Source organism: Leifsonia virtsii (assembly GCF_030433675.1).
GTDB classification, from domain to species: Bacteria; Actinomycetota; Actinomycetes; order Actinomycetales; family Microbacteriaceae; genus Leifsonia; species Leifsonia virtsii.
This window is the reverse complement of the sequence record NZ_JAROCB010000001.1, coordinates 1,173,957-1,188,406: the sequence shown is the minus strand read 5'-3', so window position 1 is coordinate 1,188,406 and position 14,450 is coordinate 1,173,957. Positions and strand designations below refer to the sequence as shown.

The window sequence follows — 14,450 nt, the reverse complement described above, 5'->3', positions numbered from 1 at the left end:
CGACACGCGCTCACTCGCCGCTGGCGGCGCGGAGCGCGGTGTCCGGGTCCTCCGGGGCGCTCGAGGCCGGCGGGAGCGCGAGCGGCCCGCGCGGCGCTTCCTCCGTCTCCGCGCCGCGCTTGGTCCGCCGGGGCACGGCCGAGCCCAGCGCCTTTCCCACGCGCGCGGCGCGCTCGCCGGTCGCACGGCCGAGGCGCACCACGCCGCCGCCCGTCGCCGAGCCGAGACGACGGACCGCTCCGGGGCCCTCGACGGGAGTCAGCGACTCCGGGATGACCAGCGGCGCCGGTCCGAAGCCGAGCCGGGCGTTCTGCACGACGCGGCGGCCCAGGATGTTGTTCCCGGCGCCGCCGATGACCGCGCCCACCCCGAACGGGATCGCGCGGGCCAGCATGCTCGCACCGCCGCGCACCGCGGAGTGGCGGATGAAGGTGCTCTTCAGCTTGTCGACCAGCGGCCCGACCACCATGGCGGGGAGGCTGGAGGTCACCAGCTCGCCCCAGTACGCCGTGCGCGTCACGCCGCCGCCGCCGAACTGCCCGGCGAGCTGGCGCACCAGGTCGGAGCCCTCTCGGCCGAGCATCATGGTGAGCACGAGCGCCCGCGCGCGCTCCGGGTCGTCGACCGCGATGCCGTGCAGCTCGCTCATGGACTGGGCGTACAGCGCGGTCGCCTCCAGGAAGCCGGCGGTCTCGACCCCGGAGAGCGCGAGCGTCACGCCGGTCCCGATGGCCGGGATGACGGCCGTCGCACCGACCGCCGCGCCGCCGCTGGTCACCGCGGCGATGTAGCGCCGCTCCAGGATGCGTGCGAGCTCCTCCGCGGTGGCGTCGGGGTTCCGGCGGCGGATGCTGCGCAGGTGCGCGAGCACCACGGGCCGCTGGATGGCGAGGACGCGGTCGAGCGTCGCATCCAGGGCGCGCGGGGTGTCCCCGCCCTTCGCCGGGCCTCCGGTGACGGAGATGATCGGTTGCTGTTTCTTGGCCATCCCCACAGAGTGTAGGCCGCTCTGCCGCGGTGTCGACGGCCGCCCGGCGGGCTCGCGGGGAGCACCCAGCCTCTGTCAGGTCTTGGAGCGGCGGGACCGACGCCGGCGCTCGGCGAGGAACTCCTGCGCCGCGAGCACACGGACGCCCTCGGGCAGGTGCTCCCGCGTGATGTCCTTGGTCAGCGTCGCGACGTCGGTGCCGAGCACCGCGGCGATCCGCACGATCGTGAGCAGGCTCGGGTTGGCGTTGCCGCGCTCGATCTTCCCGTAGTTGGTGACGTGAATGGCGGCGAGGCTGGCGATCGCCTCCTGGCTGAGGCCCAGCTGGATGCGAACGTGTCTGATGCGCTCGCCGAGCAGCTTGGCCGCCGGTTCGGCCGTGTTGTTCATGCTCCCAGTCAAGGGCCGGCCTGGACGGGACTCCAGAGCGGCTGGGCCACGCGTCGCGGACCTCGCGCATCACCGACCGGAAATGCCAGCGTTGCAGGCAATTGGGGCGTCCTCGGGCGGCCGGGACCGGCGGCCCGAGGAACGCCGTCAGAGGCTGATCTGCCAGAGGTACTCGCGGCCGTCCGGCGGGAACCACCGCACGACCAGGACGGTGTCGCGCTCGGGGTCAGGGCCGGAGATGCTGGCGCGCACCGCCTCGCCGGGCCGGACGGAGCTCGGGCCGCTCACACGCAGCCGGGAGCCGCCGGAGACGCTCACGGTGACGCCGCTGAGCGGCTCACGGCCGGCGTTCACGAGCCGGAGATGGGGCGCCGTCGAACGGTCGACGCGCCAGGGGACGGGGTACGCGAAACGGCGCGGACGGGGTGCGGGCGAAGGGCTGCGGAGAAAGCGGAGTCGATTCATGCGATGACGCTAACCAGCCCCTCCGACGCTCTCGGCCCGGAATCGGGCACATATGCCACTTCCGGGGATAACTCGCCGAAATCTCTTCTGTGGACACCTTTCGGCGCTGTGGAGAAGGCACGGCCCGCGGGGGCGACTCAGCTGCCGTAGTCGGCGTTGTAAAGCGACAGCACGTCGTCGATCGGCCCGTCGAGCACCAGCGACCCCTTGTCGAGGTAGAGCCCGCGCTGGCAGAACCGGCGCAGGTCCTTCTCGTTGTGCGAGACGAAGAACAGGGTCCGCCCGCCCGCCAGCAGCTCCTCGATCCGGCGATAGCACTTCTCCCGGAAGCCGCGGTCGCCGACCGCGAGCACCTCGTCCACCAGCAGCACCGGCTCCTCCAGCTGCGCGATCACGGAGAACGCGATGCGCACCTTCATGCCGCTGGAGAGGTGCTTGTACGGGGTGTCGACGAAGTCGCCGATCTCGGCGAAGTCGATGATGTCGTCGAAGCGCCCGTCGATCTCCGACCGCGACATCCCGTGCAGGCCCGCCGTCAGGTAGACGTTGTCGCGCACGGTGAGGTCGTCGACGAACCCGCCGGTGATCTCGATCAGGGGAGCGACGCCCTCGGTGACCTTCACGGAGCCCTCGTCGGGGAGCATCACGCCCGCCACGAGCTTCAGCAGCGTCGACTTGCCCTGGCCGTTGCGGCCGACCACGCCGATCGCCTCACCGGGCTGCACATCGAAGCTGACGTCGCGGAGCGCCCAGAAGTCGTCCGGGCGCGACCGGCGCTGCCGGGACGAGAACAGGTCCTTGAACGAGCGCCGAGCGCCGCGGTTGCGGCGGAAGCGCACGCCGAGGCCGTCGACCGCGATGACCGGTGCCACTCAGATCTCCTTCAGCACGTCGCGCTCGAAGCGCTTGAACACGGCCCAGCCGATCCCGAGCAGGACGAGCGACATCGCCGCGCTCACGCCGACCAGGAACCAGTCCAGCTCCTCCGGGAAGAACGCCGCCCGGTACAGGCTGAAGATGCCCGTCAGGGGGTTGAACGCCGACCAGAAATGCAGCGAGAACAGCACGTCCGTCTGCGCGCCGGGGTGCGTCGCCACATAGGCCGCGCAGTGCTTCGCCGCGACGCCTCCGCCACAGCCGCCCGGCAGGTCGCGGGCGCTGTAGATGATCGGGGAGGCGTAGAAGAGGAACCGCAGCGCCAGCTTCACCGCGCGCTCCAGGTCGCGGAAGAACACGACGAGCGGTGCCACGATGAGCCCGACGCCGACGGTCAGCACCGTCTGGATCAGGATCGCCAGCGGGAACAGCAGGATGTCGACGTTCACCCGCGCCCCGGTGAAGATCGCGAACACGGCGAGCACCGGGAGCGAGAGCAGGAACTCGATGCCCTTCGACGCGACGATCCGGTTCACCCAGATGGTGCGCGGGATCATCGTCGAGCGGATCAGCTTCGCCTCGCGGATGTACGCGCGGGTGCTGTCCGACACCGCCCCGTTGAACCACATCCACGGCAGCAGGGCCGCAAGCAGGAAGACGATGTAGGGGTTCTCGCCGACCGACCGGTGGAAGATGACCGTGAAGACGAACCAGTAGATCAGGCTCATCACCAGCGGGTCGAGGATCGACCACAGGTAGCCGAGGGCGCTGGTGGAGTAGCGGACGCTCAGGTCGCGCTTGGTCAGCAGCCACAGGGAGTGCCGGTACCGCGTGAAGCGGGAACGCTGCGCAGGGCGCACCTCAGTCGGGATACTGGTCACGGCAACCCATCGTATTGATCGAAACTGCGTGAGTGCTCACGCGGCTTCGACTATACGAAAAGATTCGCGCGCTCCAGGTCCTCCTGGAAGTCGACCTCGACCGCGTACAGGTCGGAGATGTCGACCGGCTCGACCAGCATGCGGTCCTGCTCGATGGCGAGCTCGATGCCGCGCTCGAAGTAATCCTGGTCGCCGACGCGCTGCAGCTGGCGCAGCAGGGTGGCCTTGTCCTTCGAGGAGACGTAGTTGATGCCGACGGCCTCGCCGAGACCGTTCTTCACGGTCTTGGAGAGCTCCTGGATGAAGCCCTCGGTGCCGGTGGTGTACTTGACCTCCTCGTCGGCGACCGACGAGGTGTTGACGGTGACGAAGGTCTGGTCGCGAGCCACGTTCGCGGCGCCGCGGACGAGCACGGCCGGGTCGAAGACGACGTCGCCGTTCATCCACAGCACGCCGCCGGGGCCCGAGGCCTGCAGGGCGCGCATGAGGCTCTTGGAGGTGTTGGTCTGGTCGTACTGCTCGTTGTAGACGAACTCGGCGTCGGGGAACGCCTCGATGATGTGCTCGAGCTTGTAGCCGACGACGATCGTGACCTGGACGTCCTTGCCGAAGGCCGCGTGGATGTTGTCGAACTGCTGCTGCATGATCGTGCGGCCGTCGCTCAGCTCGGTCAGCGGCTTCGGGAGGCTCCGTCCGAGCCGGCTGCCCATGCCGGCGGCGAGAATCACTACCTGGGTCGTCACAATCAATCTCCTTGAGTCGACGCGAACCAGACCGGTGGCGGCGCCTCTTCGGTCGCCGTCGGCCTGCGCCCGGGAGAGGTTCACCCAGGATTCATCCGCGCTTACGCGTTTCGACACCCCTTCATGCCTCCGCCAGAATACCGACGGCCCCCGTGCGGGGGCAGGGGTTGACGGATGTCGTTAGGGGGTCGTTATGTTCCTCACAGGGTTTTAAGAGGTGCGGAAAGCGGCCTCTTCCTTACGCGCGGGGGCTACGCAGCCTGGTGTGAATTGGTACGTTAGCGGGGTGAGTTCCGAGCGTGCGCGTACCGAGCCCCAGACCGTCGAGGACGGGGCGCTGGACGCGGCGGCGGGGCCGCAGAGGGGGGAGACCATGGCGGAGACGGCCGAGACGGCGGTCTCGGGGGACGCCGAGGCCACGACGGCGGCGCAGACCCGGGCGGGAGAAGCCGAGGCGACGGAGACCGACGCGGGCACGACCGCGCGCCCGGCGAAGAAGAGAGCACCGGCGAAGACGGCGGCCGCGGCCGCCGCTCCGAGCACCCGCGCGCCTCGCGCGCGGACCACGACGGCGAAGCCGCGCACGCGCAAGACGGCGCAGGCGCGCACCGCGGAGACGACCGCGCCGGCCGCTCCGGCACCTCCGGTCGACACGCGCCCGACGGTGCTGACGATCGACGGCCTGCGCAAGCGCTACGGCGACACCGTCGCCGTCGACGGCGTGACCCTCGACATCAAAGAGGGCTCGTTCTACGGGATCGTGGGGCCGAACGGCGCGGGAAAGACGACCACGCTGTCCATCGTCACGGGACTGCTCCGCCCGGACGCCGGCCGCGTCGTCGTGCACGGCGTCGATGTCTGGGCCGAGCCCGTGCGCGCCAAGCACATCGTCGGCGTGCTCCCGGACAAGCTGCGCCTGTTCGACCGGCTGAGCGGCGCGCAGTTCCTGCGCTACGCGGGCACGCTGCGCGGACTGAGCGCCAAGACCGTGCGGGCCAGGACCGACGACCTCGCGGCCGCCTTCGGCATCGACGACGCGCTCGACCGGCTCGTCGCCGACTACTCCGCCGGCATGACCAAGAAGATCGCGCTGGCCGCGGCCATGATCCACTCGCCGCGCCTGCTGGTGCTCGACGAGCCGTTCGAGTCGGTCGACCCGGTCTCCGCCGCCAACATCATCGACATCCTGCAGCGTTACACGGCCGCGGGCGGCACGGTGGTCGTCTCCAGTCACGGAATGGACATGATCCAGCGCGTCTGCGACAGCGTCGCCATCATCGTCCGCGGTCAGGTGCTCGCCGCCGGCACGATCGACGAGGTGCGCGGCGAGCAGACGCTCGAGGAGCGCTTCGTCGACCTCGCCGGCGGTCGGAAGGCAGCGGAAGGCATGGAGTGGTTGCACAGTTTCTCGGAGTGAAGCTGCGGATCATGGGCAACGCCTTCCGGCGAAGCCCGTGGCAGGTCTTCGGCCTCGTGATCGGGCTGCTCTACGGGGCGTTCATCACCGTGCTCGTCGTCGGGTCGCTCGTGACCGCGCGCCTGGTCACCGACGTGTCGGCGACCCACAGCGTCGTCGTCGTGATCGGCGCCGTCGCGGTGCTCGGGTTCGCGCTGCTCCCGCTGCTGTTCGGAGTCGACGACACGCTCGACCCGCGCGAGTTCGCACTGTTCGGCATCCCGAACCGGACGCTCGCCACCGGGCTGCTGCTCGCCGGGCTGATCGGCATCCCGTCGCTCGTGCTCATCGTGTGCGCCGCCGCGACGGTCGTCACCTGGTCGCAGAACCCGGCGACCGTGCTGGTCGCTCTGATCGCCGCCGCCGCCGGGGTGCTCACCTGCGTGGTGGCCTCGCGGGTGACGACAGCGATCGCGCACGTGCTGTTCGCCACGCGCCGCTCGCGCGAGGCGGGAGGTGTCGTCGGCATCCTGGTGCTCCTGATCATCGGCTCGGTGGTGCTGCTCCTGCTGACCGTCGACTGGGCGCGGGACGGGTTCGGCGCGCTGACCGGCGCCGCCGGCTGGCTGTCGTGGACGCCGCTCGGCGCGGCCTGGTCCGCCCCCGGCGCGGCGGCGCAGGGGGAGTGGGGCGCCGCGCTGCTGCAGCTGCTGATCGCCCTCGCCACCGTCGGCCTGCTGTGGCTCGCCTGGGTCGGCCTCGTGGGCCGGGTCGTCGCGACACCGGAGCGCGAGGGGCACTCGAAGGCGTACCGCGGCCTCGGCTGGTTCGACCGGCTGCCCGGCGGTCCGACCGCCGCCATCGCCGCGCGCTCGATGACCTACTGGGGCCGTGACGCCCGGTACTGGGTGTCGATCGTGCTCATCCCCGTCATCCCGATCTGCGTGATCGTCGTGCTGATCCTCGCCGGCCTGCCGGCGCACTACGTCGCGCTCGTGCCGCTTCCGCTGGTGTGCCTGTTCCTCGGCTGGAGCATCCACAACGACCTGGCGTTCGACAGCACCGCGATCTGGCTGCACCTGGTCTCCGGCACCCGGGGCATCGCCGACCGCGCGGGGCGCATGTTCCCGCCGGTCGTCGTCGGCATCCCGGTGCTCGTCGTCGGCTCGATCGCGACCACGATCGCGTTCGGCGACTGGGCGGTCCTGCCCTCCGTCGCGGCCCTGAGCGGGGCGATCCTCGTGATCGGCCTCGGGCTCTCCAGCATCACCTCGGTGCTCCTCCCGTACCCGGCCACGAAGCCCGGCGACAGCGCGTTCACGCAGCCGCAGACCTCCGGCGCGTCGGCTGCGACGGTGCAGGCGCTCAGCTTCTTCGCCATCGTGATCCTCGCCTCGCCGGTGCTCGTGTTCCTGGTGCTCGGGCTCACGGTCAACGCCTTCTGGCTGGCGATCGCGCCGGTCGTCGCGGTGCTGATCGGGTTCGGGACGCTGTTCCTCGGCCTGTGGCTCGGCGGTCGCGTGTTCGACCGCCGCGGGCCGGAGCTGATGGCGTTCGCCAACCGGAACGACTGACGTCCCGCGCGTCTACACTGGAGGCATGAACGACGCGAGCATCACCGAGCCGGGCGGGCCCGACGGGCTTCCCTCCGGCGGTGGGACGACGACGCTCGACCGTGAGCTCGAAGAGCTGCTGCAGAACCAGGAGCCGGGCGACCACGAGCGCTTCTCGCACTACGTGAAGAAGGAGCAGATCCTCGAGTCTGCGGTCACCGGCAAGCCGGTCAAGGCGCTGTGCGGCAAGATGTGGACGCCGAACCGCGATCCGGAGCGGTTCCCGGTCTGCCCCACCTGCCGCGAGATCTACGAGAAGCTGAAGGACGAGTAGCCCTCACTCGAAGATCGTCGGCAGCACGGGGTCTCCCCGGCCGAGCCGGAACGCCTCGTCCGGAAGCTCCCGCATCGCGAGCTCGCGGTGCTCGCGCGCCCGCCGCGTCCCCTCCGCGCCCAGGTGCTCGCGATGCACCTCGCCGTCGGTGATGAGCGGCACGAGCAGGTCGCGCCCGGTGTCGTCGGGGGTGTCGCCCTTCTCGACGATGTGCACGACCTCGGCGACCGCGGTGCCGGACGCGTCGAGGCGGCGGATCGGGTGCTTGCGGCCGCCGACGCTCGCCTTGTGCTCCGACTTCTTGGCCACCGGGATCCACTCGCCCTCGCCGTCGGCGCGGCGGTGCGCCACCAGCTTGTACACCATCCCGGAGGCCGGGTAGCCGGAGCCGGTGACGACCGACGTGCCGACGCCGTAGGAGTCGACGGGGGAGGCGGCCAGGGCCGCGATCGTGAACTCGTCGAGGTCGTTCGTGACGGTGATGCGGGTCTTCGTCGCGCCGAGCGAGTCGAGCTGCTCGCGCACCTGCTTGACGAGCTTCGGGAGGTCGCCCGAGTCGAGCCTGACGGCGCCGAGCTCTGGGCCCGCCACCTTCACGGCCGTCTCGATCGCCTTCTCGACGTCGAACGTGTCCACCAGGAGCGTCGTGCCGGGGCCGAGCGCGTCCACCTGCGCGCGGAAGGCGGCCTCCTCGGTGTCGTGCAGCAGGGTGAACGCGTGCGCCGCGGTGCCCATGGTCGGGACGCCCCAGGTGCGCCCCGCCTCCAGGTTCGACGTGGCGGAGAAACCCGCGATGAACGCCGCGCGCGCCGCCGCGACCGCCGACCGTTCGCTGGCGCGTCGCGACCCCATCTCGGCCAGCGGGCGGCCCACCGCCGCCGACACCATGCGCGCGGCCGCCGATGCGACCGCCGAGTCGTAGTTGAAGACGCTGAGCAGTAGGGTCTCCAGGATGACGCCCTCGGCGAAGGGAGCATCCACGACCAGGAACGGCGACCCGGGGAAGAACAGCTCGCCCTCCCGGTAGCCGCGGATCGTGCCGGAGAAGCGGTAGTCGGCGAGCCAGTCGAGCGTCTCGTCGCGCACGACGTCGTTGTCGCGCAGGAACTGCAGCTCGGCGTCGCCGAAGCGGAACTGCTCGATCAGCTCCAGTAGGCGTCCCGTTCCGGCGAGCACGCCGTAGCGCCGGCCGGCCGGAAGCCGGCGGGTGAACGCCTCGAACACGCATTCGCGCTCGTGCGTGCCGGCGAGCAGTGCCGCGTCGAGCATCGTGAGCTCGTAGCGATCGGTCAGGAGGGCGGAGGACGCGCTGGTCTCGGTCACGCCGTTCAGCCTACTCACGCGTGCACAGCGCCGTCCCGGCCCGGGCGGGTAGGCTGGTCTGCTGTGACGGATGCGCCGATTGGGATCTTCGACTCGGGAGTCGGCGGGCTCACCGTCGCCCGCGCGATCCGCGATCAGCTGCCGAACGAGTCCCTGCTCTACGTCGGCGACACGGCGCACTCGCCATACGGCCCCAAGCCAATCGCCGAGGTGCGCCAGTACTCGCTCGAGGTGCTCGACTTCCTGGTCGAGCAGGGCGTGAAGCTGCTCGTGATCGCCTGCAACACCGCGTCCTCCGCCGTGCTGCGGGATGCGCGCGAGCGGTACGACGTGCCCGTCATCGAGGTCATCCAGCCGGCCGTTCGCCGGGCCGTCGCGGCGACGCGCACCGGCCGTGTCGGCGTCATCGGCACGGTCGGCACCATCGCCTCGCGCGCCTACGAGGACGCCTTCGCCGCCGCCCCGACGCTCGACCTGTTCACCCAGGCGTGCCCGCGCTTCGTCGAATTCGTCGAGGCCGGGATCACCAGCGGCGACGAGGTGCTGCGGGTGACCGCCGAGTACCTGCGCCCGCTGCGCGACGCCGACATCGACACGCTCGTGCTCGGCTGCACGCACTACCCGTTCCTCAAGGGTGCGATCTCCTATGTGATGGGCGAGGGGGTCTCGCTCGTCTCGAGCGACACCGAAACCGCCAAAGACGTCTACCGCACCCTCGTCGGCCAGGGGCTGGAGCGCCGTTCCCCGCTGCCGCCGACCATCCGCTACGAGGCCACCGGTACCGACGCCGACTACTTCCTGCGTCTGGCGCACCGGTTCATCGGCCCGGAGGTCTCGCGCGTCGACCTGGTGCAGACCGGCGTCATCGAGCTGCCCTTCTGAGCCGCATCGTCCATCCCGCCACCCCGTCCATCCCCATCGAGGAGTCCGAAGTGACCGACATCACCCGCGCCGACGGGCGCACCCCCGACCAGCTCCGACCGGTGACCATCGAGCGCGGCTGGAGCACGCAGGCGGAGGGGTCGGCCCTCATCTCCTTCGGCAACACCAAGGTGCTGTGCACCGCGTCGTTCACCAACGGCGTCCCGCGCTGGATGTCGGGCAAGGGCCGCGGCTGGGTCACCGCCGAGTACGCCATGCTCCCGCGCTCCACCAACGAGCGCATGGACCGCGAGTCGGTCAAGGGACGCGTCGGCGGCCGCACCCACGAGATCAGCCGTCTCGTCGGCCGCAGCCTGCGCGCGGTCGTCGACATGAAGGCCCTCGGCGAGAACACGATCGTTCTCGACTGCGACGTGCTCCAGGCCGACGGCGGCACCCGCACCGCGGCGATCACCGGCGCCTATCTCGCGCTCGCCGAGGCGCTGGAGTGGGGCCGGGAGCACCGCTTCATCGGCCAGAAGGCGACGCCGCTGATCGACTCGGTCTCCGCCGTCTCGGTCGGCATCATCGACGGAACGCCCATGCTCGACCTCGCCTACGTGGAGGACGTGCGCGCCGAGACCGACATGAACGTCGTCGTCACCGGCCGCGGCCTGTTCGTCGAGGTGCAGGGCACCGCCGAGGGCGCGCCGTTCGACCGGAACGAGCTGAACGCGCTGCTCGACCTGGCGCTCGGCGGCACGACCGAGCTCGCCGGCATCCAGGCCGCCGCGCTCGCCCCTGCGGCGGCGGCCCCCGCGGAGGGCTGAGCGTGGTCCGCGTCGTCCTCGCCACGCACAACCCGCACAAGGCACGGGAGTTCCAGCAGCTGCTAGGCGCCGCCGTTCCCGGGCTCGAGATCGTCACCTACGACGGCCCCGAGCCGGTGGAGGACGGCACCAGCTTCGAGGAGAACGCGCTGATCAAGGCGCGCGCCGCGGCGGAGCACACCGGCCTCCCGGCGCTCGCCGACGACTCCGGCATCTGCGTGGACGTGATGGGTGGCGCCCCCGGCATCTTCTCCGCCCGATGGGCCGGTGCGCACGGCGACGCCCAGGCGAACCTGCGGCTGCTGCTCGACCAGCTCGCCGACATCCCGGACACCGACCGCGGCGCGCACTTCACCGCGACGCTGGCGCTGGTCGCCCCCGGCGGGGAGCCGACCGTGGTGCAGGGCATCTGGCCGGGCCGGATCGCACGCGAGGCGCGCGGTGGGAACGGCCACGGCTACGACCCGATCTTCGTTCCCGACGGCGGCGAGGCGACCGCGGCCGAGCTGTCGGCGGAGCAGAAGAACGCCGACAGCCACCGCGCCCGCGCCCTCGCGGCCATCGCCCCGGCACTGCGCGACCTCGGCTGAGAACGGCACTCATTCCCAACTAGGCCGCGGCCCTGGCGGGCGCGGCGAGTTCTCCCTACCGTAGAAGCGATGAGTCACGACCACGGCCACACGGCCAACCGCAACCGCCTGTCGATCGCCATCGCCATCGTGGCGACGGTGCTCGTGGTGGAGGTCGTCGGCGCCTGGCTGAGCGGGTCGCTGTCGCTGCTCGCCGACGCCGGGCACATGCTGAGCGACCTCGCCGGCCTGATCGTCGCGCTCCTCGCGACGATCGTCGCCGCCCGGCCTGCGACGGACCGGCAGACGTTCGGGTTCCGCCGGGCCGAGGTGTTCGGGGCGCTCATCAACGGCCTCATCCTGGTCGTCGTCGCGGTGAGCGTCACCGTCGGGGCGATCGGGCGGCTGGTGGGCGGTGAGACCGAGGTGCACAGCGTCCCGATGCTGATCGTCGCCTCGATCGGCCTGGTGGCCAACTTCGGCGCGCTGCTGCTGCTGCGCCCGGCGGCCGGGCACTCGATCAACATGCGCGGTGCGTACCTGGAGGTGCTCGGCGACCTGATCGGGTCGGCGACCGTGATCATCGCGGCCGTCATCATCCTGACCACCGGGTTCATGCCCGCCGACGCGATCGCATCGCTGCTGATCGCGGTGCTGATCGTGCCGCGGGCGTTCACGCTGCTGCGGGACGTGGTGCGCGTGCTCAGCGAGGCGGCTCCGGCCGACACGGACGTCGCGCAGATTCGCGACCACATCCTCGGCACGGCCGGGGTGGTGGCCGTGCACGACGTCCACGTCTGGGCGATCACGTCGGGCGCGCCCGTGTTCACGGCGCACGTGGTGTGCGAGCCGGAGGTGTTCCGCTCGGGACGCACCGGCGTCCTGCTGGACGAGCTCTCGGGGTGCCTGTCGAAGCACTTCGACGTGGAGCACTCCACCTTCCAGCTGGAGCCCGCCGAGCACGCAGCCCACGAGGACGAGTTCCACCGCTGACCCGGCCGTCACTCGTCACGAATCGCGCCGATTCGTGACGAACCGCGCCGATTCGTCACGAGCTGCGGCGGTCAGGCCTCGGGGCGGGAGGGTGCGGGCTCGTCGACGACGGGCGGCGCGGTCACGTCGTCGGCGGCCTTGCGCTTCGCCTTGCGCACCGACTGGAAGTAGTGGAACAGCGTCGGGATGAGGGTGATGAGCACCGCGCCGATCAGGATGACGTCGATGTAGCTCGAGACGAAGTTCGCGACGGGCGGGATGTACCCGATCAGGTACCCGAAGAATGTCAGGCCCGCGCCCCACAGCAGTGCGCCGATCGCGTTGTACAGCGAGTACTTCTTGTAGCTCATGTGGCCGACGCCCGCCGCGACCGGCGCGAAGGTGCGCACGATCGGCACGAAGCGCGCCACGATGATCGCGAGGGCGCCGAAGCGCTCGAAGAAGTGGTTCGTCCGGCGCACGTTCTCCATCGAGAACAGGCCGGACTCCTTTCGCTCGAAGATCCGGGGACCGGCCTTATGGCCGATCAGGTAGCCGACTTCTCCGCCGAGGAACGCGGCGAACGCGATCGCCAGGCAGACCCACCAGATGTCGACGCCGAAGACCAGCGAGGTGTGGGTCAGCAGACCCGAGATGATGAGCAGCGTATCGCCCGGCAGCAGGAAGCCGACCAGCAGGCCGGTCTCCGAGAAGACGATCGCCGCGACCACGAGCAGCGCCCACGGACCCGCCGCCGAGATGATGGTGTGCGGGTCGAGCCACGGGATGAGGCCGGCGTGATGGATCACTGTTCTCCATGAGGGATCGGTGGGAAAGCTGAGCCCGAGTTTAGCGTCGGCCCATGTCCGGAAGCTGCACGAAGCGTGCGAATTCCGGGCCCAGGAGAAAAGATCATCCCGTGGTCTGACCCACCGGTGCGGGAGAAGGGACTCGGAGCTGAGGGCGTTTCGAGACGGGGTCATCCTCGGATGAGGGTCACTCCCTCCGGACTCGTGGACGCTGCGGTCGCCGTAACGATACCGACCGCGATCGCCGCGAGGAGGGAGGAGGCGAGCACAATGACCGTGGCCGTCAGAAGAGCAACCGCACCTGGTCGGCGGCGGGCGAGGCGCACCGACGCCCAGACTAGAAGCGCGACGACTCCGATCAGCGCCACGGGCAGCAGGACCGCAGCGCCCGCGACCACTATCGCTGCGGCCAGCAGCCACCCATCGGGGCTCGCCCGGCGGGGAACCGGGTCGGTGAAGTCCACGATCAGATGTTCTTCAGGCCACCGCTGACCAGGGTGGTCCCGCGGTAGTTGAGCTGCTGCTGCTTGTTGGCGGTGAACGACGAGCCCTTGTACAGCAGCGACATCTTGTGCGTCACCGTGCATGTTCCGACGCCGCTGGAGATGTATTGGCTCGACCGGGAGTCGACCGTCCAGACGCCTGCCGTACCCGTGAACCATCCGGTGCACTCCAGATTTCGCGTCACGGCGTTGGAGGTCGCCTCGAAGGTGTACCTCAGATTGAACGTGCCGGTGGTGATACCGAACAGCGTGGCGTTGACCGGGTACGTGGCCGTGTACTTACTCGCGGTCGCGTATGCCTGGACGCTGAGGCCGCCGCCCGCCGGGGCGATCGTCGGGGCGGCGCCGTCGTCCTGGAAGTCGAGCACCGACAACGGGTCGGTCTCGATCACGTCAGCGAGGCGCTCCTGCTCTGCCGCGGGCAGCTCGTCGAACTTCGCGGTCAACACCGTCGCGCTCGCCGAATCGACGCCCATGCCCTCCACGAACTCCTGGAAGGTCGCCTCGTTGTCGGCGGGTGCGTCGGCCGCGTTCGCGACCGCGACGCCGGTCGAGGACACGAACGTAACGATGGCGAGGCTGATCGCGGACCGGACAGAGGCGCGTGTAATGCGATGGATCATGGTGGACCTCTCGTGTTCCTCATCGAACGCGTGGACATGTTCCTCACCCGCAAGCGGAAGGATTGACCGTCCCCGACCGTGACGGAATGTCATCCCGTCACCTGCTAAGACGACAACGCCGATTGCTTCATGACGCGACGGGGCGAGGAATCGCGAGAGTCGCCCGGATCGACGGTCGGCGGGCCGCGACGCGCCACAGCGTCCGCAGAATCACGCGGGAGTACGGGCGTGACCCACCGGTGCGGGAGAAGGGACTCGAACCCTCACGCCGTGAAGCACAGGAACCTAAATCCTGCGTGTCTGCCAGTTTCACCACTCCCGCGACGCGTCAGCG

17 protein-coding genes and 1 tRNA gene are annotated in these 14,450 nt (G+C 70.3%); 7 read left to right on the top strand and 11 right to left on the bottom strand.

What is annotated here, in order from left to right; translation table 11 throughout:
• Positions 1-10: 10 nt before the first annotated feature.
• The 6 genes from P5G59_RS05780 to P5G59_RS05755 form a co-directional block, all read right to left on the bottom strand.
• Positions 11-988: a hypothetical protein gene (locus P5G59_RS05780; RefSeq protein ID WP_301216869.1), complete on the bottom strand. Its 978-nt coding sequence runs from the start codon at positions 986-988 to the stop codon at positions 11-13.
• A 75-nt stretch (positions 989-1,063) separates the two neighbouring features.
• Positions 1,064-1,378 (bottom strand): helix-turn-helix domain-containing protein, encoded by a 315-nt coding sequence (locus P5G59_RS05775; protein WP_301216867.1) that lies wholly within the window; start codon positions 1,376-1,378, stop codon positions 1,064-1,066.
• A gap of 147 nt (positions 1,379-1,525) precedes the next feature.
• Entirely contained in the window at positions 1,526-1,843 is a 318-nt protein-coding gene (locus tag P5G59_RS05770) for a hypothetical protein (RefSeq protein ID WP_301216865.1), read from the bottom strand.
• Between the two features lie 137 nt (positions 1,844-1,980).
• Entirely contained in the window at positions 1,981-2,715 is a 735-nt protein-coding gene (locus tag P5G59_RS05765; RefSeq protein WP_301216863.1) for an ABC transporter ATP-binding protein, read from the bottom strand.
• Positions 2,716-3,579: an ABC transporter permease gene (locus tag P5G59_RS05760; RefSeq protein ID WP_301217011.1), complete on the bottom strand. Its 864-nt coding sequence runs from the start codon at positions 3,577-3,579 to the stop codon at positions 2,716-2,718.
• Between the two features lie 71 nt (positions 3,580-3,650).
• Entirely contained in the window at positions 3,651-4,343 is a 693-nt protein-coding gene (locus tag P5G59_RS05755; protein WP_301216861.1) for a phosphocholine cytidylyltransferase family protein, read from the bottom strand.
• Positions 4,344-4,629: 286 nt separating this feature from the next.
• Between P5G59_RS05755 and P5G59_RS05750 the strand changes: the two genes are divergently transcribed.
• Genes P5G59_RS05750 through P5G59_RS05740 form a run of 3 tightly spaced genes read left to right on the top strand, consistent with a single transcriptional unit; the run spans position 4,630 to position 7,626 of the window.
• Positions 4,630-5,760 (top strand): ABC transporter ATP-binding protein, encoded by a 1,131-nt coding sequence (locus P5G59_RS05750; protein ID WP_435871238.1) that lies wholly within the window; start codon positions 4,630-4,632, stop codon positions 5,758-5,760.
• A complete protein-coding gene (locus tag P5G59_RS05745; RefSeq protein WP_301216858.1) occupies positions 5,736-7,313 on the top strand; it encodes a hypothetical protein in 1,578 nt (525 codons plus the stop codon). The genes P5G59_RS05750 and P5G59_RS05745 overlap by 25 nt, the downstream gene beginning before the upstream one ends.
• Positions 7,314-7,338: 25 nt before the next feature.
• A complete protein-coding gene (locus tag P5G59_RS05740; RefSeq protein WP_301216856.1) occupies positions 7,339-7,626 on the top strand; it encodes a DUF3039 domain-containing protein in 288 nt (95 codons plus the stop codon).
• 3 nt (positions 7,627-7,629) lie between these two features.
• On the opposite strand, the gene P5G59_RS05735 is transcribed toward P5G59_RS05740, so the two are convergent.
• Positions 7,630-8,949 carry a nicotinate phosphoribosyltransferase gene (locus P5G59_RS05735; RefSeq protein ID WP_301216854.1) on the bottom strand — a complete coding sequence of 440 codons (1,320 nt, stop codon included), beginning with the start codon at positions 8,947-8,949 and terminating at the stop codon, positions 7,630-7,632.
• Between the two features lie 63 nt (positions 8,950-9,012).
• Between P5G59_RS05735 and murI the strand changes: the two genes are divergently transcribed.
• From murI to P5G59_RS05715, 4 genes are all read left to right on the top strand, one after another.
• Complete coding sequence (gene murI, locus P5G59_RS05730) at positions 9,013-9,831, top strand: glutamate racemase (RefSeq protein ID WP_301216852.1); 819 nt, start codon at positions 9,013-9,015, stop codon at positions 9,829-9,831.
• Positions 9,832-9,881: 50 nt separating this feature from the next.
• Positions 9,882-10,640, top strand: a complete 759-nt coding sequence (gene rph, locus P5G59_RS05725; RefSeq protein ID WP_301216850.1) for a ribonuclease PH — start codon at positions 9,882-9,884, stop codon at positions 10,638-10,640.
• A 2-nt stretch (positions 10,641-10,642) separates the two neighbouring features.
• Positions 10,643-11,230, top strand: coding sequence for an RdgB/HAM1 family non-canonical purine NTP pyrophosphatase (rdgB, locus tag P5G59_RS05720; protein WP_301216848.1), 588 nt, complete (start codon positions 10,643-10,645; stop codon positions 11,228-11,230).
• A gap of 69 nt (positions 11,231-11,299) precedes the next feature.
• Positions 11,300-12,202 (top strand): cation diffusion facilitator family transporter, encoded by a 903-nt coding sequence (locus P5G59_RS05715; protein ID WP_301216847.1) that lies wholly within the window; start codon positions 11,300-11,302, stop codon positions 12,200-12,202.
• Positions 12,203-12,273: 71 nt separating this feature from the next.
• Here P5G59_RS05715 and P5G59_RS05710 read toward each other — a convergent pair whose 3' ends face one another.
• From P5G59_RS05710 to P5G59_RS05695, 4 genes are all read right to left on the bottom strand, one after another.
• The gene (locus P5G59_RS05710) at positions 12,274-12,990 is read right to left on the bottom strand and encodes a DedA family protein (RefSeq protein WP_301216844.1); all 717 of its coding nucleotides are present in this window, start codon (positions 12,988-12,990) and stop codon (positions 12,274-12,276) included.
• Between the two features lie 170 nt (positions 12,991-13,160).
• A complete protein-coding gene (locus P5G59_RS05705; RefSeq protein ID WP_301216842.1) occupies positions 13,161-13,454 on the bottom strand; it encodes a hypothetical protein in 294 nt (97 codons plus the stop codon).
• A gap of 2 nt (positions 13,455-13,456) precedes the next feature.
• A complete protein-coding gene (locus tag P5G59_RS05700) occupies positions 13,457-14,116 on the bottom strand; it encodes a hypothetical protein (protein ID WP_301216840.1) in 660 nt (219 codons plus the stop codon).
• Positions 14,117-14,356: 240 nt separating this feature from the next.
• Positions 14,357-14,438: transfer RNA gene (locus P5G59_RS05695), tRNA-Leu, on the bottom strand.
• Positions 14,439-14,450 lie beyond the last annotated feature (12 nt).